We start from the raw sequence: 19,343 nt of genomic DNA, 5'->3' as shown, positions 1-19,343 counted from the left end.
CTTCATCCTTGCCATCTGAGTTCATGCGTCAACCCGCCGGATCCCAATAGGGCGGATCGCCGAAGCTCTTCTTCAGGTGATCGGCAATGGCACGCAGCTTGGCGGAGGGATTTCGCCCCTCCGGATGGGCCATATAGATGAATTCGGATTCGGGTCTATGACCGACATCGATTTCGGCAAGGCGGCCCTCGCGGACCGCCGGACCGGCGATGAAGGCCGGCAGCAGCGCGATGCCGAGGCCGGCCATCGCGGCGTCGCGGAGCATGTCGCCATTGTTGATGCCGAGCGCGCGCTTCGCACGCACGACGACCGCGCCCTCCGGTGTCTGGAAGCGCCAGTCGGCAACGCCGCGATTGGTGTAAAAGATGCCGCGGTGAAGATTCAGCTCGGCGAGCGACGAGGGCGTTCCCTCCCGTGCGAGATAATCCGGCGAGGCGCAGAGCAGGCGGCGGCTTCGGGTGAGCTTCCAGGCGACCAGCCTGTTATCGGCGATCGGCCCATTGCGGATGATGGCATCATAGCCCTCCGAAGCGGCATCGACCCGCCGATCGTCGATATCGAGCGTCAGTTCGATCTCGGGATGTTCGGCAAGGAACGGATAAAGCGCGGGCCCCAGATGCATGCGGCCAAAGGTGACGGGGGCGGCGATGCGGATCGGCCCGGAGAGCGTTCCGCGCCGCTCGGCCATGTCGGCGGCGGCCTCGTCGACTTCGCGCAGGATGCGCGCGGCGCGTTCGAGAAACGCCGTGCCATCCTCCGTCAGGGTAAGCTTGCGCGTCGTTCGGTGCAGCAAAATGCCGCCCAGCGATTTCTCCAGTTCCGCCAGCCTTTCGCTGACGACGGATTTGGACAGCCGCAACCGGCGTGCCGCCTCGCTGACAGAGCCTGCCTCCACCACGGTGACGAATGCCGCAATGCCTTCGATCCTGATCATCGTTCGGCGTTTCCGAATTACAGTTCCACGATCTGGAGACTAATCCGAACGAAAGGAAAATGCCATCTTCCATTCATCGAAAGGGACGGCAGGGGCCGTCACGCAAATAGAGGAGATGGAACATGAACCGCTTGAACAACAAGGTCGCGATCGTCACCGGAGCAAGCTCCGGCATCGGCCGCGTCACGGCAAAGCTCTTCGCCGCCGAAGGCGCCAAGGTCGTCGTCGGCGCCCGGCGCCAGCGCGAACTCGACGGCCTGGTTGAGGAGATCAGAGCGGAAGGCGGCGACGCCGTCGCCGTTGCCGGCGACGTCCGTTCGGAAGACTTTCAGAAGGCGCTGGTCGCCGCCGCCGTGAACAATTACGGCAAGCTCGACATCGCCTTCAACAATGCCGGCATCATCGGTGAAGCCGGTCCGAGCACCGGTGTCTCGGAAGTAGGCTTCAGCGAGGCGTTGGCCGTCAATCTCACAGCATCCTTTCTCGCTGCCAAGCATCAGATTGGCGCGATGGCGGAAAATGGCGGCGGATCGGTGATCTTCACCTCGACCTTCGTCGGCTACAGCTTCGCCTTTCCCGGCGTTGCCGCCTATGCCGCCAGCAAATCCGGCCTGATCGGCCTGACGCAGGCGCTGGCTGCCGAATTCGGGCAGCAGGGCGTGCGCGTCAATGCCATCCTGCCGGGCGCTGTCGATACCGACATGTACCGCGACGTGAACGATACGCCCGACAAACAGGCTGCCATCACCAACATGCATGCCCTGAAGCGCGTTGCGACGCCGGAAGAAGTCGCCCGCTCGGTTCTCTACCTCGCCTCCGACGATGCGAGCTTCGTCACCGGCACGGCGTCGCTGGTCGACGGCGGCATTTCGATCACTCGTAGCTGAGATAGTGGGGCGATTATTCGCTGCGGGTTGGGGCGAAATGGATAGGTTAAGATGAGAGGGAACGCCGTGTAGCCCCCTCATCCGCCTGCCGGCACCTTCTCCCCGAGGGGAGAAGAGATTTGCGGCAACCTCTCCGTTCCCCCGCGACTCCCACAGGGCCTGTCACCTCGCTCGCCCGCGCGATTGCATGTTCTGCGCCAAAGGCTTAGGGTCAAGATCAATCAGAAAAAGGCGACGGGTAGAAGGCCATGGCTCTCAGCGGCAAACGCATCCTCCTCATCATCTCGGGCGGAATTGCCGCCTACAAGAGCCTGGATCTGATCCGCCGGCTGCGCGAGCGCGGTGCGAGCGTGCGCCCGGTTATGACCAAGGGGGCGCAGGAATTCGTCACGCCGCTGGCCGTCGGCGCGCTGGCGGCGGACCATGTCTTTGTCGATCTGTTTTCGCGGCAGGACGAACAGGATGTCGGCCATATCAGGCTGGCGCGCGACTGCGACCTCGTGCTGATCGCCCCGGCGAGCGCCGACCTGATGGCGAAGATGGCGAACGGGCTTGCCGACGATCTCGCCTCGACGCTGCTGCTGGCGACCGAGAGACCGGTGCTTGCCGCACCGGCGATGAACCCCAGCATGTGGGCGCATCCGGCGACACGGCGCAATGCCGCAACGCTGAAGCGCGACGGCATCAGCTTTGTCGGGCCGATGGCCGGCGAGATGGCGGAGAGCCGGGAGGCGGGGCTCGGGCGGATGGCGGAGCCGCTGGAGATCGTCGCCGCGGCCGAAGCCCTGCTCGACGATGGGGAAAAGCCGCTCAAGGGACGCAAGGCGATCGTCACCTCAGGACCGACGCATGAGCCGATCGATCCGGTGCGTTATATCGCCAACCGCTCCTCCGGTCGCCAGGGACATGCGATCGCCGCCGCTCTTGCCAGGCTCGGGGCGGAGGTGACGCTCGTCTCGGGACCGGTGGCAATCGCCGATCCCGTGGGCGTCAATGTCGTGCATGTCGAGCGGGCGGAGGAGATGCGCGATGCCGTGCTTGCGGCGCTGCCGGCCGACGTCGCGGTGATGGTGGCGGCGGTAGCGGACTGGCGCGTCGCCTCGGCTGCCGACCAGAAGCTGAAGAAACATCCCGGCGAATCCATTCCGACGCTGGCGCTGACCGAAAACCCGGACATATTGAAAACCGTCGGCCATCACACGATGCGGCCGAAGCTGGTGATCGGCTTTGCCGCCGAGACCCAGGACGTGGAAAGCAATGCAAGGGCGAAGCTCGAGCGGAAGGGCGCCGACCTGATCGTCGCCAATGACGTCTCTCCCGCGACCGGCATCATGGGCGGCAGCCGCAACAAGGTCAAACTCGTACGCCACGGCGGCGTCGAGCAATGGCCCGATCTGACGAAGGAAGAGGTCGCCGAACGGCTGGCGGCGCTGATTGCCGAGCGGCTCGGCTGATCGCCAGCGGTTCAGCTGGTCGCGAGCGGCTCGGCTGATCGCGAGCGGTCAGGCAGACATGGCGACCCTCTGCGGCTTGACGGCATCCCGCTTCGCCGGCCGGAAATCGGCAACGTCGATCCCGTCTTTGCCGATGGTGACGGCGCTGCCATCCGGGATCTCGGCCCAGGCATCGACATCATCGTTCAACGGCTCGGACACGAGGCAATAGCCGGCGCCGACAGGAGAGGCATAAAGCGTCGGCGCCTTGCGGTCGGTGGCATAGCGGATGGCATAAAGCGATTTGCCGTCAGAGAAGGCGGCGGTGAAGCGCAGCAAGATAGAGCCGAGAGTGCTTTCGGCCAGCTCCTCGACGGCACCGATCATCTCAGCCATCGCGGCAACCGGCGCCTCGCGCAGACCGAACTGCAGCGCCAGCAGGAACATCAGTTCGGAATCGGTCGTGCCGCCGCGGGCGTTGAACAGATCGTCGTCCAGCATCGCCTCCATCGGCCGGCGCAGACGCTCGAAGCCGGAGATCTGGCCATTGTGCATGAAGGACCAGGTGTCGTGGGTGAAGGGGTGGCAATTGTCGCGACGCGTGCCGCCGCCTGTGGCAGCACGGACATGGGCGAGGAAGAGGGGAGAGCGGATCTGCCGCGCCAGGCTCTTCAGATTGCAATCCGACCAGGCCGGCAGGATGTCGCGGTAACGGCCGGGCTCGGGCCTCTCCCCATACCAGGCGATACCGAAGCCGTCGCCATTGGTCGCCGTCTTGGCGCGGGTGGCGCAATGGGATTGTTCGATCAGCGAATGGGCGGGCGAGGATACCAGCTCCTCGAGATAGAGAGGGTCTCCGCGATAGGCTGCCCAGCGACACATGGTTCTTTGCTCCGGACCCCGCCGCCGCATCGGCGGGAATGCTCTGAATTGTCGAACGGCGCGGCTAACAACAGCTTAACGGCCGCCGGTTTGCAAATCGATCATGACGGATTCGTGACCGGTGGCCGCTTCAAATTCAGCGAAAGCCTGTGTTCTTTTGTGAACACCTGCTTTCGCCAAATGGGTGTATCGCGCGTAATTTCTGCTTGCATCCCGGACGAATCGTCCTACCTTTGCCCTATCAGCAACAGAACGAAAGGAAGGTGATCCAATGTCTAATGAGATTTCGGACCTCGTATCGGGCATGGAAGAGGTGATGAAAGCGAGGCAGCCCTCGCTCTAAGACCCGCCTTCCTGGGGCTGCTTTGACAGTCCAGGCCAGTTCGAGGCCAAACTCATGGAAAGGGTCGCCGAGGCGGCCCTTTTTTATTGCCTGGTTTCTCTCAGATTCCGCGTTGACGAGCGATCCAAGCGGCCTTATTCATAAAGTCATCAGATGACTATATGAATGGCCATGCGCGCAATCAGTAAGACCAATCTCGCCGATGCGGCGATCGAGGCGATCCGCAGCGATATTCTCGGCAAGCGCTGGGGGGTCGGCGAGAAATTGCCGAACGAAGCCTCGCTGTCGGCCATGCTCTGCGTCAGCCGCGGCACGGTGCGCGAAGCGGTGCGCGTTCTCGTCTCCCAGGGTTATCTCGAAACCCGGCAGGGGTCGGGCACCTATGTCCGCTCGACCCGCGATGCCGGCCGGCCGCTGACCATGGCGCGCCGCGCCAGCCTGCGCGACCAGTTCGAGGCGCGCCTGGCGCTCGACGTCGAGGCCGCCCGGCTGACGGCGGTCCGCAGGAAACCGGAGACCGTTGCCGAACTTCGCCGGCTGCTGGCCGAACGCGGCACCTATGACGGCGGCCACAAGGCCGGCTTCATCGAACGCGACCTCGCCTTCCACAAGGCAGTCATCGCCGCTTCGGGCAACCGGGCGATGATCGAGATCTATGATTTCTTCTCGGCCTCGATCGCCGACACGATCGCCGCCACCCTCGGCAAGGATATTCCCGAGCCGGACCTGCAGGCGCATGCCGATATCATCGACGCCATCGAAACCGGCGATCCCGACAGGGCGGATGCGGCGGTGCGCCGCTTCATGGCGCCAGTTCTCGCCGCCCTTGACCGGATGATCCTGTCATGAACACACCCTCCAACGATGCTGCGCTCGCGCTCGACGTCACCGACGAGCTGCTTGTAGACGCTGAGGCCGGCAGCCTGCCGCCGCCATTGGCAACACCGGTGCGGGGCGCTGCCGATCGCTTCCTGCTCGGCGCGAGCCTCGTGCTGATCGCCTTCAACCTGCGGCCGGTCTTTTCGAGCGCCTCGGCGCTCTTGCCGGAAATCCGCTCGGAATTCGGGCTAAGCGCGCTTGGCGCCAGCCTGCTGACGACGCTGCCGGTCGTCTGCCTCGGGGCGTTCTCGCCGCTGGCGCCGCGCCTTGCCCAGCGCATCGGCTCCGAACGCACGCTGCTCGGCGTTGTCCTGCTTTTGGCGCTCGGCACAGCCTTGCGTGGGCTATCCTCGGTGCCGCTACTCTTCCTCGGCACCGCTCTGGCGGGAGCCTGTATCGCGGTCGGCAACGTCCTGCTGCCGGGGCTGGTGAAGCGCGATTTCGCCACGCGCGCCGCTTTGATGACCGGCTTCTACACGATGGCGCTCTGCGCCGGCGCGGCAAGTGCGGCCGGGCTGACGCTGCCGATCGAACAGGCGCTCGGCGGCTCGCTGCAAGGCGCGCTCGCTGCCTGGGCGCTGCCGGCGCTCGTCGTCGGCCTGATCTGGCTGCCGCAGGTTCTTCGCAGCGGCGGCCAGGCCAGGCGAACCCGCCTTCGCGCCGATGGCCTCTGGCGGGACCGGCTCGCATGGCAGGTGACGCTGTTCATGGGGCTGCAATCGGCGCTCGCCTATTGCGTCTTCGGCTGGCTCGTTCCGATCTTACGCGAGCGCGGGATCGACGGCGTTACATCAGGAGCGATCGTTTCGCTGTCGGTGATGGTGCAGGCGGCATCCTGCCTTGTCGTGCCGCATATTGCCGTGCGTGGCCGCGACCAGCGGCTGATCAATGCCAGCCTCTGCGGCGTCGCCGTCACCGCACTGCTCGGCCTGCTGTTTGCGCCGCTTTCGACGGTGTGGCTATGGGCGGTGCTGCAGGGCATCGGCCAAGGCGGGCTGATCGCGGCGGCAATGACGACGATCGTGCTGCGCTCGCGCAATCCCGATGTCGCCGCCCATCTCTCCGGCATGGCGCAATGCATCGGTTATCTCCTTGCCGCCGTCGGCCCACTGATCGTCGGCCTCATCCGCGGCTGGACCGGCAGCTTTTCCTGGTGTGCGCTTCTCTTCGTCGCGCTCGGGCTCGGCGCGGCGCTCAACGGCTGGAAGGCCGGACGGGCACTGGAAGTGAATGTGCGCGCGGTCGAAAAGGTCTGAACCGCCCTCTCACTTCTGAGCTCACTGGTCCATCACCATCTCTTGATGCCGGTCGTCGGACGCGGATGTTACGCTATCTCAGCCTGCATCCGCCGGAGGACAAATCGTGCGCATACGAACCCTGTTTCTGCTCACCGCGCTTATGGCATCGCTCGGACCTGCCCTTTCCCCCGCGCAGGAAGATGGCGAACGCCGGGCGAATGTGGAGCGCAGCGCGCGGGCCGGCATGCTGAAACTGCTGCCAGACGATTCCGTCACCGAGCACGAATTGACGATCGGCGGCCGGAGAATAGCCTATGCAGCGACGGCAGGCACACTCGATCTTTTCGGCCAGGACGGCGCGCAGACCGGAGCGATCTTCTACACCGCCTATGTCGCGAAAAACGATGGACCTGACCGGCCGCTGACCTTTGCCTTCAACGGTGGCCCGGGCGCCGCCTCCGCCTTTCTGCATCTTGGACTGGTCGGGCCGAAAGTCCTCGATTTCGGGCCTCAGGCCCGCGACGGCGCCCATGCGAAACTCGTCGACAACCCGCAAAGCTGGCTCGATTTCACCGACCTCGTGCTGATCGACCCGATCGGCACCGGCTGGAGCCGGACGGCGAAGGCCGACGATGCCTCCAACTATTACAACGTCAACTCGGATGCCCAGAGCATCGCCAAGGCGATCGCGCTCTATGTCGCGCATAACAACCGTTCCAACTCGCCGAAATATCTGCTCGGCGAAAGTTACGGCGGCTTTCGCGCCGCCAAGGTCGCCGGCGCGCTGCAGGAAAACCAGGGCATCGTCATTGCCGGCGCCGTGATGCTTTCGCCGTTGCTGGAAGGCCAGCTGATGTTCAATGCCGATCAGTTCGCGCTCGGCGCGGCGCTCGAGCTGCCGTCGCTGGCTGCGGCCGAACTCGACCGGCACAATGCCTTTGACCAGGAGAAACAGAGGCAAGCGGAACGTTTTGCCCTCGGCGAGTATCTGACGACGCTCGCCGGCGCGCCGCCGACCGGCGCCGAGGCCACGGCCTTCTATGGCAGGATCGCCGAACTGACCGGCATTCCACAGGATATCGTCGCCCGCAACCGCGGATTCCTCGGCAACTCCTTCGTCAAACACGCGGACGGCGGCAGCGGCGAGGTGACAAGCCCCTACGACGCTTCCTTTGCGGCGCCCGATCCCTATCCGGAATCGGATTACGACCGCGGCGGCGACGCCATCCTCGACGGCTTCACCCGCGCCTATGGCGGCGCCTTTGCCGACTATGCCCGCAACGACCTCGGCTTCAAGACCGAGATGACCTATTCGCTGCTCGACGGCGACATCAGCCGGCGCTGGGAATGGGGCGGGCGCGGCGGCGGATCGCGCTTACAGGCGAGCGCTGTCGACGACATCCGCCAGCTGCTCGCCTCGAACTCGACCTTTCATCTGCTGGTCGCGCATGGCTACAGCGATCTGGTGACGCCCTACAGCGTCAGCCGTTATGTGATCGATCATCTGCCGCCCTCGCTCGCCGGCGGCCGCGTCGGGCTGAAACTTTATCGCGGCGGCCATATGTTCTATACCAAAGCCGATCAGCGGGCCGCCTTCACGGCCGATGCCAAGGCCTTCTACGCCATGCGCCCGGCCGGTCCGCCGGCGGACTGAGGGATTGCCGATGCATATCACCGGAGGATGCCATTGCGGGGCGATCCGCTATCAGGCCGAGATCGAGCCCGACCGGGTCTCGATCTGCCATTGCACCGATTGCCAGCGGCTGACGGGCTCGGCCTACCGCGTCACCGCACCGGCGCGGCCTGGAAGCTTCAGCCTCATCGCCGGCGAGCCCAAAGCCTACGCGAAATATGGCGACAGCGGCCGTCTCAGCCGGCAATTCTTCTGCCCGAACTGCGGATCCCCGCTTTATCGCACGGACGCCAGCGGCGGCGCGATCGGCATCCGTCTTGGCGGCATCGACCAGCGGCGGGACCTGACGCCGAAGAAACAGATATGGTGCCGCTCGGCCTTGTCCTGGGTGGAAAATATCGAGCCGCTGGCGAGGTTTGATGGCGAGGCTGAGCGGAAGGGGGACGATAGGAACTGATCAAAGGAGGCGGTAAGCCGCGCATTCGGTTAGAATGCATAGCTTGACTAATTTCCATGAGAACCCAGATGAAACGGCATGTGTCGTCGCATTTATATCAATACATCGCTGGATGAAATGGTAGGAAGTTTCCCCTTCGCCGAACGCGGCGTGATTGGCAGCTTGGGCGACCGGCTTCCTCGATACAATGGCTTTCCTGCCCAAGCTTACCCGATCATTATCCGCGATATCATACGGAGTCCGAATGTAACGGGACCGGTCTTTGCGCCAGCTCGATGGGAGCTCTTGCCGCCGTGGATGAAGCCGGGCCGACGTCAGCCGTTGATCAATGCTCGTTGCGAAGGCATTGCCACAGATGACCTGTTCCAATTGGCTTACCGGTCGCGCCGCTGCCTAATCCCCCTCAATGGTTTTTTCGATTGGCCGGCCGGCAAAAATAGTCAACCCTTTGCCATCTCCATGAAGGATGGATCGCCCTTCGCTTTGGCCGGCGTCTGGGAAATCTGGCATCACCCCGCCGGTCTGGATATTCGTAATTTCGCTATCGTCACCTGCGCAGCGAACAAGATGATGGCTAAGATCCAGGATCGCATGCCGGTCATTCTCCATCGGAAGGACTATCAGCGCTGGCTGTCCCGCGAGCCGAATCCGTCCGACCTGATGAAGCCCTTCGACGCCGAGGCGATGACGATGTGGCCGATTGCCCGCCGCGTAAGCACCGTCAGAAACGTTGGCCCCGAGGTTATTAATCGCGTTGATCTCAGCGCGAAAATGGTTCCGCAAGATTAGCAAGTTAAGGCTAATTGACCACCTCCAGAACCATGTCATTCTTCTACGTGCCGCGTGCCTCCGATTGGCGGCACGGGTAGTACAAAATGCCCCGCGCAGTGCGGGGTATTTTGTTTTTTGACTGCTGGTTCGACATGAACCAAGGTATGCGAGGCAACGCTGACCGCTTACGCATCAAGCATCTTTGGGCAAAGTGAAGGTTACCATTCACAGGTCCTGTGTTTGAGGAGTGCCCACGAATGGTTCTGTTGATCGGCAGAGGCCCTAGCGGAGGGCATATCAAATGAAATTAAGGCTCTGCCGCACTGACAGGAATCCAGACCCGAGCCGATGTGTGGTGGCCTGATGACAGCGCCAGGCAGCCGACAATAGCGACAATGGCGATTAGGATGACGGTGATGGGGAAGGCGACGCCGGATGGCTTATCTTCATGGTAGATCATTGATTGCTCCTGCGGCCCGGCGGCGCAATGCACCGCCGGGAAACGCCTGTTAAGCTTCGATGATGTAGACAATCGTCAGAGCATCGGGATCGACGATGACGATCCGGCCATCCGCAAGGATGAAGAAGCGATAGCCTTCATACTGCGGAACGATCTTGATAATGCGCGGCGGCAGAGGTTCGAGCCGCACCTTCTTCGGGATTTTCACCCCGACGGAGACCGTGAAATTCACCTCCTTCACCGGTTCAACCTGCACCTCCTTCACCACCGTTCGAATTTCCGTCTGCTGCTCGACTGAGATGTTGACGTTGGTTTCGGATGTGCTCTTGCTTGTCGTGGTTGCCTTCTGATCGGCCGGCTGCTTCGAGGCATCGCCGCTCTGCGTGGTGGTGCCGCTTTGCGTGCCCTCGGCCGGCTTGGCATCCTGCGTGCTGCTCTTCGTGCCGGCGGTGGCGCCGCCGCTATCGGTACTGCCGGACTTGGCGGCGGGCTTCTGTTCGGTGGTCGGGCCGCCGCTGGCGTCGGGCGATGCGGATTTTGTTTCCGTCGAAGACTTGCCGGAGGCGCTGCCGCTCGTCGAATTATCGGTCGAAGGCTGCTCGGCGCTCTTCTGCGTCGGCGAACCCTCACCGGATTGCTGCTGCGAGGACTGGCCCTTGCCCTGCGGGCAGGCTCCCGAAGCATCGGGGGTGCAGTCGGCACCGGTCTTGCCGCTGCCGGCCTGGGAACCAGTGTCCGTGCCCGTCTGCGAACCGGACTGCGCCTGGCCTCCGCTCTTGCTGTCCTGCTGTGCTGCGGCCGGCAGGGTTGCAAGCGGCGAGACGCTGAGAGACAGCGCCGCGAGAAGCATGGTGAGGTGGTTGCTCTTCATGATCAATCTCCGAAGTTGGAACAGGCCATGCCGCCCGCATTTTCATGCGGCGCATGCATGCCCTTATGGTTGGGGAAGACGGTTGGAGCCGCCCGTGGGTTATGGCCCGATGGTTATGGGATGACCTGGATGACCGTCCGCGAGGAAGGTTCGACGATGACGCGCTGATCGTTGACGATCGCATAGGCATATTTCGGATCATCGGGAACAGGCGTCACGATGACGGTTTCCGGAAGCGGCTGTCCGACGACGACCTTCTCCTTCACCACGACGCGCTTGGTTGGGGCAGGCGCCTGTTCGACATAGGTCACGACCTTTGGCGGCGGCGGATCGATGACGCTGCCTGCCACGCCGCCAACGATGCCGCCGACGGCAGCACCGACCGGCCCGCCGACAATCGCGCCCGTTGCGGCACCGCCTGCTGCGCCTGTCACCGTGGACGATTGCGCGAAGGCGGACGTCGACGCCAACACCATGCCGGCGGCAATTCCTACTGCTTTGATATTCATCTGTTTTCCTCCTTTTTGGCGGTTTATTCCGCTAGGGGTCAAACCGGAAAACGGAGGATGTGTTCCGGAGTTACGACTTCAGACGGGGGAGTATCGGACCTTGGTCCACCCCCTCGGGCACCGCTTGTTACTGCATAGGAAAGCGGCTCAGCATCCGATCCTGGACGTTTTCCCAGCCGACGATCATCGCTGCGAGCGAGATGACTTTTTCGCGGTCCGCGGCCTTTGTTATGTAGCCTTCAAGGACGACGACAGGGCCGAGCATTCTGATCTCGATGGCGCTGCTGTCGATATCGGGATCGGCAGAAAGGGTTGCCGATATGGTTGCGATGGTCGAGGCCGAGCTATGGCCTTCCGAGCAGCGCTCTTCATGATTGTTGGGGCCGAACTTCATATCCTCCTCCTGATCCGCCCCTCCGCGAACCTTCACGTTACCTCAAGTGGTATATGAGCAGTGAGGCCATCGCCGCCAATGCGACTTAGGTCCCTCTTTCCACCGACATCACCTGCGTTAGTTGCTCCATATCCCTCTCGAAGGGACATCAGGGAGGTTTTAGTTGTTAGCCTGAACTCCAGTCAGAACCTCCCTGGTGACACCAAGTTGTCGATCCCTGGTGAGAACAATGGCAATGCCGTCAACCGGTTTAGTGGATTGGCACAGAAGCGAAGACTTCGCTCCCCTGATGCTTGTGATGAGCGGACCAGAAAAACACAGGTTGGTTCGATCACTGGGTGAGGTTGCCGATGCGTTAATCAACGCCTGGCCGACCGATGATGGCAAGGAATACGTTGCGGCGATAAAAACGTGCCTGGACGCCATCCAGGGCCACATTCCGGTCAAGGTGGCGCGTGCGGCCCTCATTCGTGCTGCGGACGAGGCGCGGATTCGAGTGATTGCCGTCGTCGACTAGCAGAACGCGCTTGCGTAAGCCAACGTAATCTCGAATCGAAAGGCTGACTACGTCAAGTAGAATCGCGGGCCTTGGAAGCGGGCCCGCGATCCTTTGAAGTTATTCGATAACCTCGATCACCGCGCGGGTCTTCGGATTGACGAGCACGCGCTTTTTGTTGACGACCACATAGCCGTAATCAGGTTGATCGGGGATTGTGTGGATCTCGACGGTGTCAGGAAGCGCCGTGCCAACTGCAACCTCACCTTCAAACGTGACGGACGGCGTTTCCTGTTTCATGACATAGGTTTTGACCTCGCCAGGAACGACGACCGTCGTGGTCTGCGCGACCGCAACTCCCCCGAATGACAGAACCAGCGATACGGCAGAGATGACCAGTATTTTCATGTTATCCTCCCAGGATCTTGATGTCCTGGCAAAACTCTACCGATAGGATAAAGTTCCTCCGCTACACGAAATGCCTGCGGAACGGCACCATGATGGCCGCGATGGAAACGGCCGTTTCCGGGCTCGGCATCACCTTCCTGCCGATATCCGTCTGTGAAACGGCGCTGGCGACTGGGCGGTTGGTACGGCTGCTGCCGGAATGGACGGCCGGCGGCATCGAAACGACGATCCTGATGCCGCATCGGCGCGGCCAACTGCCGGCGGTGCGCGCCGTCGTCGATTTTCTGGCGGAACGACTTGCCGAGGGATGATCACGCCGCCTTGGCGGCGTGATATTCCTTGATGGCGACCATCTTGATCGTCGGATAACGCTCCGCCTCGTAGCGCAGCGAGAACGCGTCCTGGGCGAGGAAGACGGGATCGCCATCGAGATCGCGGGCGATATCGCCGCGTTTGACGGTGAGGAATTTTTCCAGATCGGCCGGCTGATCGGCGGAGATCCAGCGACAGACGGAGAAACGCGACATTTCGAAGGAGACCGGCAGGCCGTATTCGGCCATCAGCCGCTCCTTCAAGACGTCGAGCTGAAGGGCGCCGACGACGCCGACGATCGCCGGCGAGCCGTCTTCCGGCGAGAACAGCTGGACGACGCCTTCTTCGGCCATCTGCTGCAGCGCTTCCTTGAGCTTCTTCGCCTTCATCGCGTCTTCCAGCCGCACGCGGCGCAGAATTTCCGGCGAGAAGTTGGGAACGCCCTGGAAGACCAGGGCTTCGCCTTCGGTCAGCGTATCGCCGATCCGGAGCGTGCCGTGGTTTGGAATGCCGACGACGTCGCCGGCATAGGCGGTGTCGGCGAGCTGGCGCTGCGAGGCGAAGAAGAATTGCGGCGCCGTCAGGCCGAGCTGCTTGCCGGTGCGGGCGAGCCTTGCCTTCATGCCGCGCTCGAGCTTGCCCGAGCAGATGCGGGCAAAGGCGATGCGGTCGCGGTGGTTCGGGTCCATGTTCGCCTGGATCTTGAAGACGAAGGCCGTCATCTTGTCGTCGGTGGCATGCACGGTCCTGGTGTCGGCGACCTGGTCGCGCGGCGGCGGCGCGAATTCGCCGAGCGCGTTGATAAGGTCGCGAACGCCGTAATTGCGCAGCGCCGAGCCGAAGAAGACAGGCGTCATATGGCCTTCGAGGAAGGAACCGCGGTCGAAGGGGCGGCAGGCCTCGATCGCCAGCTCGGTCTCGTCGATGAAGGCCTGACGTTCGTTTTCCGGCAGTCTGTCGGCGACGGCCCGCGGCCCGTTGACGGGCGTGGTCTCGACCTCGGTGTCGGATCCGCGGGCGGTGCTGTTGGCCAGATGATAGGAGCCGCAGAAGGTCTTCGAGCGGCCGATCGGCCAGGTGATCGGCGCCGTATCGAGCGCCAGCTTCTCCTCGACCTCGTCGAGGATCTCGAAGGGATCGCGGCTTTCCCTGTCCATCTTGTTGATGAACGTGATGATCGGGATATCGCGCATGCGGCAGACTTCGAAGAGCTTCAGCGTGCGCGGCTCGATGCCCTTGGCGGCATCGATGACCATGACGGCGGCATCGACGGCGGTCAGCGTGCGATAGGTGTCGTCGGCGAAATCCTCGTGGCCCGGCGTGTCGAGGATGTTGAAGACATTGTCGTTATATTCGAAGGTCATCACCGAGGTGACCACCGAGATGCCGCGCTCGCGTTCGATCTTCATCCAGTCGGAGCGCGTCTGCATGCGGTCCTTCTTCGCCTTGACTTCGCCGGCCAACTGAATGGCGCCGCCGAACAGTAGCAGCTTTTCGGTAAGCGTCGTCTTGCCCGCGTCCGGGTGGGCGATAATAGCGAATGTGCGGCGGCGGGAGACCGCCTCGGCGAGACTTTCGGCCATAATGTGAATCCTGTGGAATTGCGGCGTATCTAACGATTAAAGCCCGGTAATGCAATTGACCTCGTCCGCTGAGGCGCAAAGTAATGGGCCATGACCATTCATCACGATCTCAGCCCGACGCTGAACCTCATCCGCCTGGCCAATGGCGAAGGCCTCGATCTGCCCGCGTATGAAAGCAAGGGCGCGGCTGGCATGGACCTGCGCGCCGCCGTTGCCGACGGCGAACCGCTGACGCTCTCGCCCGGCAAGCGGGCGCTGGTGCCGACCGGTTTCATCTTCGAAATCCCCGAAGGTTTCGAGGGCCAGGTGCGGCCGCGCTCCGGCCTTGCCTTCAAGCACGGCATCACCTGTCTCAACTCACCGGGCACCGTCGACAGCGACTATCGCGGCGAGGTGAAGGTGCTGCTCGCCAATCTCGGCGACGAAGCCTTTGTCATCGAACGCGGCATGCGCATCGCCCAGATGGTGATCGCGCCGGTAACCCAGGCGCGGATTGCCGAGATCACCGAGGCAAGCGAAACGGCGCGCGGCGCAGGCGGCTTCGGCTCCACTGGCGTGTGATGGCAAAGCGCCTCGACAGCGCTGGCCTGACCTTCCGGCAGGATTACTTCGGCGATCCCGCCGGCTGGGCGGCGCTGGTCTGCCTGCTTCAGGATATTTTCGGCATCGACATTGGACCGTTGCAGCAGCTCGGCGGACCCGACCCCGCCAGCATGCCCTTCGGCTGGTTCGATGCCGGGGGCGAGCTTGCGGCCAATATCTCGGCCTTTGCGCTGCCCTTCGTCATCAATGGCAGGGTTGTGCATGCGGCTGGCCTGCAGTCCGGCGCGGTGCGGCCACAGTGGCGCGGTCGCGGGCTATATCGCGATCTGACGGCAAAGGCACTTGACTGGTGCGACCAGCAAGGCTTCGAAGCCGTCATCCTCTATACCGATAAGCCGTCGCTTTACGAAGCATACGGTTTTCGCTCGATACCGCTGCATCGATATGAGGGAGCGGCGCCCGCCCCTTCCACACCAGCCGCACCTGCCCGGTGGCTTCTGCCGACGGCTTCAGGTGATCTTGCCCTGCTGCAATCGCTGCTGAAAAATCGAACCCCGGTTTCGGCTTCACTTGGTGTGACGGCCAATGCGGCGATGTTTCTGATCAACACGCAGCTCGATGCCGATGTCCGCATCAGTTTCCTGGAGGACCAGCAGGCTGCAGTCGCCTGGAAGATCGACGACGCGGGCCGCTTCAGCCTTATCGATGTCGTGGCGGCGGAGATCCCGACGCTTGCCGCGATCCTTGGCGGACTGGAGGTGGCACCGGCCTCCGCCGAGGTGTTCTTCCGTCCGGACAAACTCTGCTGGCCGAGTGTGCCGCGACCATTGGAGAGCGGGACGAGGCTGATGCTACGGGGGCTTGGCGATATCGCCCTAACCTCTCCGGCGATGCTGTCGCCGATGGCGGATTTTTAGAGGATACCGCCCAGCCGATCGCTATCTTTTCCGCGAAAGCGGCGGCAGACGGCGTTTGACCGGTGACGACTTGATCATCGAGGTGTTGGTCTCCGCCCGTTCGGCGACCTTGTCGAGAATACCGTCCAGCTCCGCCATCGAGCGGATGACCAGGCGGGCGATGAAGCAATCGTCGCCCGTCACCTTGTCGCATTCGACGATTTCGGGAATGTCCTGGATGATGCGCTCGACGATGTGCAACTGTCCCGGCAGCGGGCGCACCCGCACGATCGCCTGCAGGGGATAACCGACTGCGGCGGGGTCGAGATCGATGGTGAAGGCCTTGATGACGCCGCGCTCCTCCAGCCGGCGCAGGCGCTCGGCGGCACTCGGCGAAGACAGCCCGACCTCCTGCGCCAGCTCCTTCAGCGAGATCCGCGCATTGCCGGCGAGCGCCTCCATAATGGCCTGATCGATTTCGTCGAGCGGCTGCATCTCATTAGCCATATCAGTCACATTCCCTTTTATTATTAGGCACGACAGCCAATCACCCTTCCAATTCTTATATAAAATGGCGGGACCGCGCAATATCCTGATGCCACCATAAAGGAGGCGATCATGAGCGGCGATATCAAAAGAGGTTCGGTGGAAATGACGGCAGCGATGCTGATCTCGGGGACGATCGGCTGGTTCGTCGTCATGTCGGGCCAGCCGGTCAGCGGCGTGGTGTTCTGGCGCTGCCTGTTCGGTGCGCTCACCTTGCTTGTCATTTGCGGCGCTCTTAAGCTGCTCAGGCCCGGCATTATCACGCTCCGCGCCTTCGCGATCGCCGTCCTCGGCGGTATCGCCATCGTCTCGAACTGGCTGCTGCTCTTTGCCGCCTATTCGCATGCGACAATCTCGATCGCGACGACAGTCTACAATACCCAGCCTTTCATGCTGCTGGTGCTCGGCGCTCTCTTCTTCGGCGAGAAGATCACCGCCGCCAAGCTGTTCTGGCTGGCGCTCGCCTTCTCCGGCATGGCCGCAATCGTCGAGGCGAAACCGGGATCAGGCGCAGCGACCACCGATGGCTACGGCCTCGGCATCCTGATGGCGCTCGGTGCCGCCTTCTTCTACGCGCTCGCCGCCCTTGCCGCCAAATGGCTGAAAGGCACGCCGCCGCATCTGATCGCGCTCATCCAGGTCGCGACCGGCATGCTGATGCTGGCGCCGATGACGGACTTTTCGCAGCTGCCTGTTGACACCGGCGGCTGGACGATCCTGGTGACCATCGGCGTCGTCCACACCGGGCTGATGTATGTGCTGCTCTATGGCGCGATCCAGAGGCTGCCGACCCACCTCACGGGCGCCCTCTCCTTCCTCTATCCGATTGCGGCGATCCTCGTCGACCGACTGGCCTTCGGCCACGCGCTGCAGCCGCTGCAGATCGCAGGTGCGGCGACCATCCTGCTTGCCGCCGCCGGCATGAACCTCGGCTGGACGCCGCGCTGGCTGCGGCCGCGGGCGCTCCAGGGCTGAGCCAAAGCGCGTGCCATCAAAGCCGGTTCCGCCGACTCATTCCTGATGCTCATGGACCGATCAGCGCCACGGCATTGATGCAGCCGTAGCGCCTGCCTATAGCGAGGTTGGACACTCCAGTGGATATCAGAGATGAGCCTGACCGCCCTGTTCGCCTATGCCGTCGCATTGTTCATCGCCGCGGCCATTCCCGGACCCGGGATCACCGCGGTCGTCGCCCGCGCGCTCGGCTCGACTTTCCGCGAGACGTCCTTCATGGGCCTCGGCCTGGTGCTCGGCGACATGATCTATCTCACGGCCGTCATTCTCGGCCTTGCCTTTGTGGCGCAGACCTTCACCGAGGTATTCATCGTCATCAAGATCGCCGGCGCCCTCTATCTCGCCTATATCGCCTGGAAGCTCTGGACGGCGGGGCTGTTGCCGCAGGATATTGCGGCGAAGAAATCCGGCAATATCGGCCTGTCCTTCCTCTCCGGCCTGCTGGTCACGCTCGGCAATCCGAAGACGATGCTCTTCTACGTCGCGCTGGCGCCGACGCTGATCGATATCGGCAATATCGGTCTCGGCGACTATGCGGCGCTGCTCGCCGTCACCTTCGTCGTGCTGATCGTCGTGCTCGTGCCCTATATGCTGCTTGCCGCGCGCGCCCGCACGATGCTGAAAAAGCCGCGCGCCCTGCAGGCGCTGAACCGGGTTGCATCAGCCATCCTCGCCGGCACCGCCGCCTTCATCGCCACCCGTGCGGCCTGAAATAAATATCCGGCAAGAAACGGTTTCCAAAGGTTTTTTTCTCCGCTGCCCGCTCCCCCGGGATGAAGGCGGGCTAGCCTCTTCAAGCCTTTGATCCTATTCTCCTCCCGATTTCAGGAGCAGGATTTCAAAGGGAGAGCACCCATGTCGCACAAACCCGGCCGCGGCCGCATCTATTCCTCGATCACCGAGACCATCGGCGATACGCCGCTCGTGCGTTTCGACAAGCTGGCGCGGGAAAAGGGCGTGGTGGCAAACCTGATCGGCAAGCTGGAATTCTTCAATCCGATCGCCTCCGTCAAGGACCGCATCGGCGTCGCAATGGTGGAAAGCCTCGAGGCCCAGGGCAAGATCACATCAGGCAAGACGGTGCTGATCGAGCCGACTTCCGGCAATACCGGCATTGCGCTCGCCTTTGCCGCCGCCGCCAAGGGTTACCGGCTGATCCTCACCATGCCGGAAACCATGTCGGTCGAGCGCCGCAAGATGCTGGCGCTGCTCGGCGCCGAGCTGGTGCTGACCGAGGGGTCGAAGGGCATGAAGGGCGCCATCGCCAAGGCCGAAGAGCTGGCGGCCTCCCTTCCCGACGCTATCATCCCGCAGCAGTTCGAAAACCCGGCCAATCCCGAGATCCACCGCAAGACGACAGCCGAGGAAATCTGGAACGATACCGAGGGCACGGTCGATATCGTCGTCTCCGGCATCGGCACCGGCGGCACGATCACCGGCGTCGGCCAGGTGCTGAAGAGCCACAAGCCGGAAATCCAGATCATCGCCGTCGAACCGGCCGATTCGCCGGTGCTGTCAGGCGGCAATCCCGGCCCGCACAAGATCCAGGGCATCGGCGCCGGTTTCGCGCCGAAGATCCTCGACACCGGTATTTATGACGAGGTCGTCACCGTGACCAACGACGAGGCCTTCGAACAGGCCCGCCTCATCGCCCGGCTCGAAGGCGTGCCGGTCGGCATTTCCTCGGGTGCGGCGCTGACGGCGGCGATCAAGGTTGGCAGCCGGCCGGAGAATGCGGGGAAGAACATCGTCGTGATCATTCCGTCCTTTGCGGAGCGGTATTTGTCGACGGCGCTGTTTGAGGGGTTGGGGAGCTGAATAGCGAATAGCGAATGGCGAATGGCGAATGGCGAA

At 62.9% G+C, this 19,343-nt stretch carries 22 protein-coding genes and 1 pseudogene; 14 read left to right on the top strand and 9 right to left on the bottom strand.

Annotated elements, in window-relative coordinates:
* Window positions 1–28: 28 nt before the first annotated feature.
* Window positions 29–934, bottom strand: a complete 906-nt coding sequence (locus J0663_RS10485; protein WP_207244313.1) for a LysR family transcriptional regulator — start codon at window positions 932–934, stop codon at window positions 29–31.
* A gap of 122 nt (window positions 935–1,056) precedes the next feature.
* On the opposite strand from J0663_RS10485, the gene J0663_RS10480 reads away from it, so the two are divergent.
* The gene (locus J0663_RS10480; protein WP_207244312.1) at window positions 1,057–1,821 is read left to right on the top strand and encodes an SDR family oxidoreductase; all 765 of its coding nucleotides are present in this window, start codon (window positions 1,057–1,059) and stop codon (window positions 1,819–1,821) included.
* A gap of 248 nt (window positions 1,822–2,069) precedes the next feature.
* Window positions 2,070–3,275, top strand: coding sequence for a bifunctional phosphopantothenoylcysteine decarboxylase/phosphopantothenate--cysteine ligase CoaBC (coaBC, locus tag J0663_RS10475; RefSeq protein WP_207244311.1), 1,206 nt, complete (start codon window positions 2,070–2,072; stop codon window positions 3,273–3,275).
* A gap of 48 nt (window positions 3,276–3,323) precedes the next feature.
* Here the strand turns inward: coaBC and J0663_RS10470 are convergent, their stop codons facing one another.
* Window positions 3,324–4,136 (bottom strand): class II glutamine amidotransferase, encoded by an 813-nt coding sequence (locus J0663_RS10470; RefSeq protein WP_207244310.1) that lies wholly within the window; start codon window positions 4,134–4,136, stop codon window positions 3,324–3,326.
* Window positions 4,137–4,650: 514 nt separating this feature from the next.
* On the opposite strand from J0663_RS10470, the gene J0663_RS10465 reads away from it, so the two are divergent.
* The 5 genes from J0663_RS10465 (at window position 4,651) to J0663_RS10445 (ending at window position 9,475) form a co-directional block, all read left to right on the top strand.
* On the top strand, window positions 4,651–5,328 hold the full coding sequence (locus tag J0663_RS10465) for a FadR/GntR family transcriptional regulator (RefSeq protein WP_207244309.1): 678 nt from the start codon (window positions 4,651–4,653) through the stop codon (window positions 5,326–5,328).
* Window positions 5,325–6,614, top strand: a complete 1,290-nt coding sequence (locus J0663_RS10460; RefSeq protein WP_207244308.1) for a CynX/NimT family MFS transporter — start codon at window positions 5,325–5,327, stop codon at window positions 6,612–6,614. The genes J0663_RS10465 and J0663_RS10460 overlap by 4 nt, the downstream gene beginning before the upstream one ends.
* A 106-nt stretch (window positions 6,615–6,720) precedes the next feature.
* Window positions 6,721–8,250 (top strand): S10 family peptidase, encoded by a 1,530-nt coding sequence (locus J0663_RS10455; protein ID WP_207244307.1) that lies wholly within the window; start codon window positions 6,721–6,723, stop codon window positions 8,248–8,250.
* 10 nt (window positions 8,251–8,260) lie between these two features.
* Window positions 8,261–8,686: a GFA family protein gene (locus tag J0663_RS10450; protein WP_207244306.1), complete on the top strand. Its 426-nt coding sequence runs from the start codon at window positions 8,261–8,263 to the stop codon at window positions 8,684–8,686.
* 78 nt (window positions 8,687–8,764) lie between these two features.
* Complete coding sequence (locus J0663_RS10445) at window positions 8,765–9,475, top strand: SOS response-associated peptidase (protein WP_207244305.1); 711 nt, start codon at window positions 8,765–8,767, stop codon at window positions 9,473–9,475.
* Window positions 9,476–9,764: 289 nt separating this feature from the next.
* Here the strand turns inward: J0663_RS10445 and J0663_RS10440 are convergent, their stop codons facing one another.
* From J0663_RS10440 to J0663_RS10425, 4 genes are all read right to left on the bottom strand, one after another.
* Complete coding sequence (locus J0663_RS10440; RefSeq protein WP_207244304.1) at window positions 9,765–9,917, bottom strand: hypothetical protein; 153 nt, start codon at window positions 9,915–9,917, stop codon at window positions 9,765–9,767.
* A gap of 49 nt (window positions 9,918–9,966) precedes the next feature.
* Window positions 9,967–10,788 carry a DUF1236 domain-containing protein gene (locus J0663_RS10435; protein WP_207244303.1) on the bottom strand — a complete coding sequence of 274 codons (822 nt, stop codon included), beginning with the start codon at window positions 10,786–10,788 and terminating at the stop codon, window positions 9,967–9,969.
* Between the two features lie 113 nt (window positions 10,789–10,901).
* On the bottom strand, window positions 10,902–11,297 hold the full coding sequence (locus J0663_RS10430; protein WP_207244302.1) for a DUF1236 domain-containing protein: 396 nt from the start codon (window positions 11,295–11,297) through the stop codon (window positions 10,902–10,904).
* A gap of 127 nt (window positions 11,298–11,424) precedes the next feature.
* Window positions 11,425–11,691: a BON domain-containing protein gene (locus J0663_RS10425; RefSeq protein WP_207244301.1), complete on the bottom strand. Its 267-nt coding sequence runs from the start codon at window positions 11,689–11,691 to the stop codon at window positions 11,425–11,427.
* Window positions 11,692–11,926: 235 nt separating this feature from the next.
* On the opposite strand from J0663_RS10425, the gene J0663_RS10420 reads away from it, so the two are divergent.
* Window positions 11,927–12,208, top strand: coding sequence for a DUF982 domain-containing protein (locus J0663_RS10420; protein WP_207244475.1), 282 nt, complete (start codon window positions 11,927–11,929; stop codon window positions 12,206–12,208).
* Between the two features lie 99 nt (window positions 12,209–12,307).
* Here J0663_RS10420 and J0663_RS10415 read toward each other — a convergent pair whose 3' ends face one another.
* Window positions 12,308–12,595, bottom strand: coding sequence for a DUF1236 domain-containing protein (locus J0663_RS10415; protein ID WP_207244300.1), 288 nt, complete (start codon window positions 12,593–12,595; stop codon window positions 12,308–12,310).
* Between the two features lie 101 nt (window positions 12,596–12,696).
* Between J0663_RS10415 and J0663_RS10410 the strand changes: the two are divergent.
* A pseudogene (locus J0663_RS10410) lies at window positions 12,697–12,906 on the top strand (LysR substrate-binding domain-containing protein); the annotation flags it as partial.
* On the opposite strand, the gene J0663_RS10405 reads toward J0663_RS10410, so the two are convergent.
* Window positions 12,907–14,490: a peptide chain release factor 3 gene (locus J0663_RS10405; RefSeq protein ID WP_207244299.1), complete on the bottom strand. Its 1,584-nt coding sequence runs from the start codon at window positions 14,488–14,490 to the stop codon at window positions 12,907–12,909. It abuts the pseudogene before it with no gap.
* A gap of 90 nt (window positions 14,491–14,580) precedes the next feature.
* Between J0663_RS10405 and dut the strand changes: the two genes are divergently transcribed.
* Both dut and J0663_RS10395 read left to right on the top strand, forming a co-directional pair.
* The gene (dut, locus tag J0663_RS10400; protein WP_207244298.1) at window positions 14,581–15,051 is read left to right on the top strand and encodes a dUTP diphosphatase; all 471 of its coding nucleotides are present in this window, start codon (window positions 14,581–14,583) and stop codon (window positions 15,049–15,051) included.
* Entirely contained in the window at window positions 15,051–15,950 is a 900-nt protein-coding gene (locus J0663_RS10395) for a GNAT family N-acetyltransferase (RefSeq protein WP_207244297.1), read from the top strand. Before dut ends, J0663_RS10395 begins: the two co-directional genes overlap by 1 nt.
* A gap of 21 nt (window positions 15,951–15,971) precedes the next feature.
* On the opposite strand, the gene J0663_RS10390 is transcribed toward J0663_RS10395, so the two are convergent.
* Window positions 15,972–16,436 carry an Lrp/AsnC family transcriptional regulator gene (locus J0663_RS10390; RefSeq protein ID WP_207244296.1) on the bottom strand — a complete coding sequence of 155 codons (465 nt, stop codon included), beginning with the start codon at window positions 16,434–16,436 and terminating at the stop codon, window positions 15,972–15,974.
* Between the two features lie 111 nt (window positions 16,437–16,547).
* On the opposite strand from J0663_RS10390, the gene J0663_RS10385 reads away from it, so the two are divergent.
* The 3 genes from J0663_RS10385 (at window position 16,548) to cysK (ending at window position 19,307) form a co-directional block, all read left to right on the top strand.
* Complete coding sequence (locus tag J0663_RS10385; RefSeq protein WP_207244295.1) at window positions 16,548–17,450, top strand: DMT family transporter; 903 nt, start codon at window positions 16,548–16,550, stop codon at window positions 17,448–17,450.
* Window positions 17,451–17,582: 132 nt separating this feature from the next.
* The gene (locus J0663_RS10380) at window positions 17,583–18,200 is read left to right on the top strand and encodes a LysE family translocator (protein ID WP_207244294.1); all 618 of its coding nucleotides are present in this window, start codon (window positions 17,583–17,585) and stop codon (window positions 18,198–18,200) included.
* Between the two features lie 144 nt (window positions 18,201–18,344).
* Window positions 18,345–19,307: a cysteine synthase A gene (gene cysK / locus J0663_RS10375; protein ID WP_207244293.1), complete on the top strand. Its 963-nt coding sequence runs from the start codon at window positions 18,345–18,347 to the stop codon at window positions 19,305–19,307.
* Window positions 19,308–19,343: the final 36 nt, after the last annotated feature.

The sequence above is a fragment of the Rhizobium lentis genome, from assembly GCF_017352135.1.
GTDB lineage: Bacteria > Pseudomonadota > Alphaproteobacteria > Rhizobiales > Rhizobiaceae > Rhizobium > Rhizobium lentis.
Note: the sequence above shows the minus strand (reverse complement) of the source record. Positions and strands in the feature narration are given on the sequence as shown.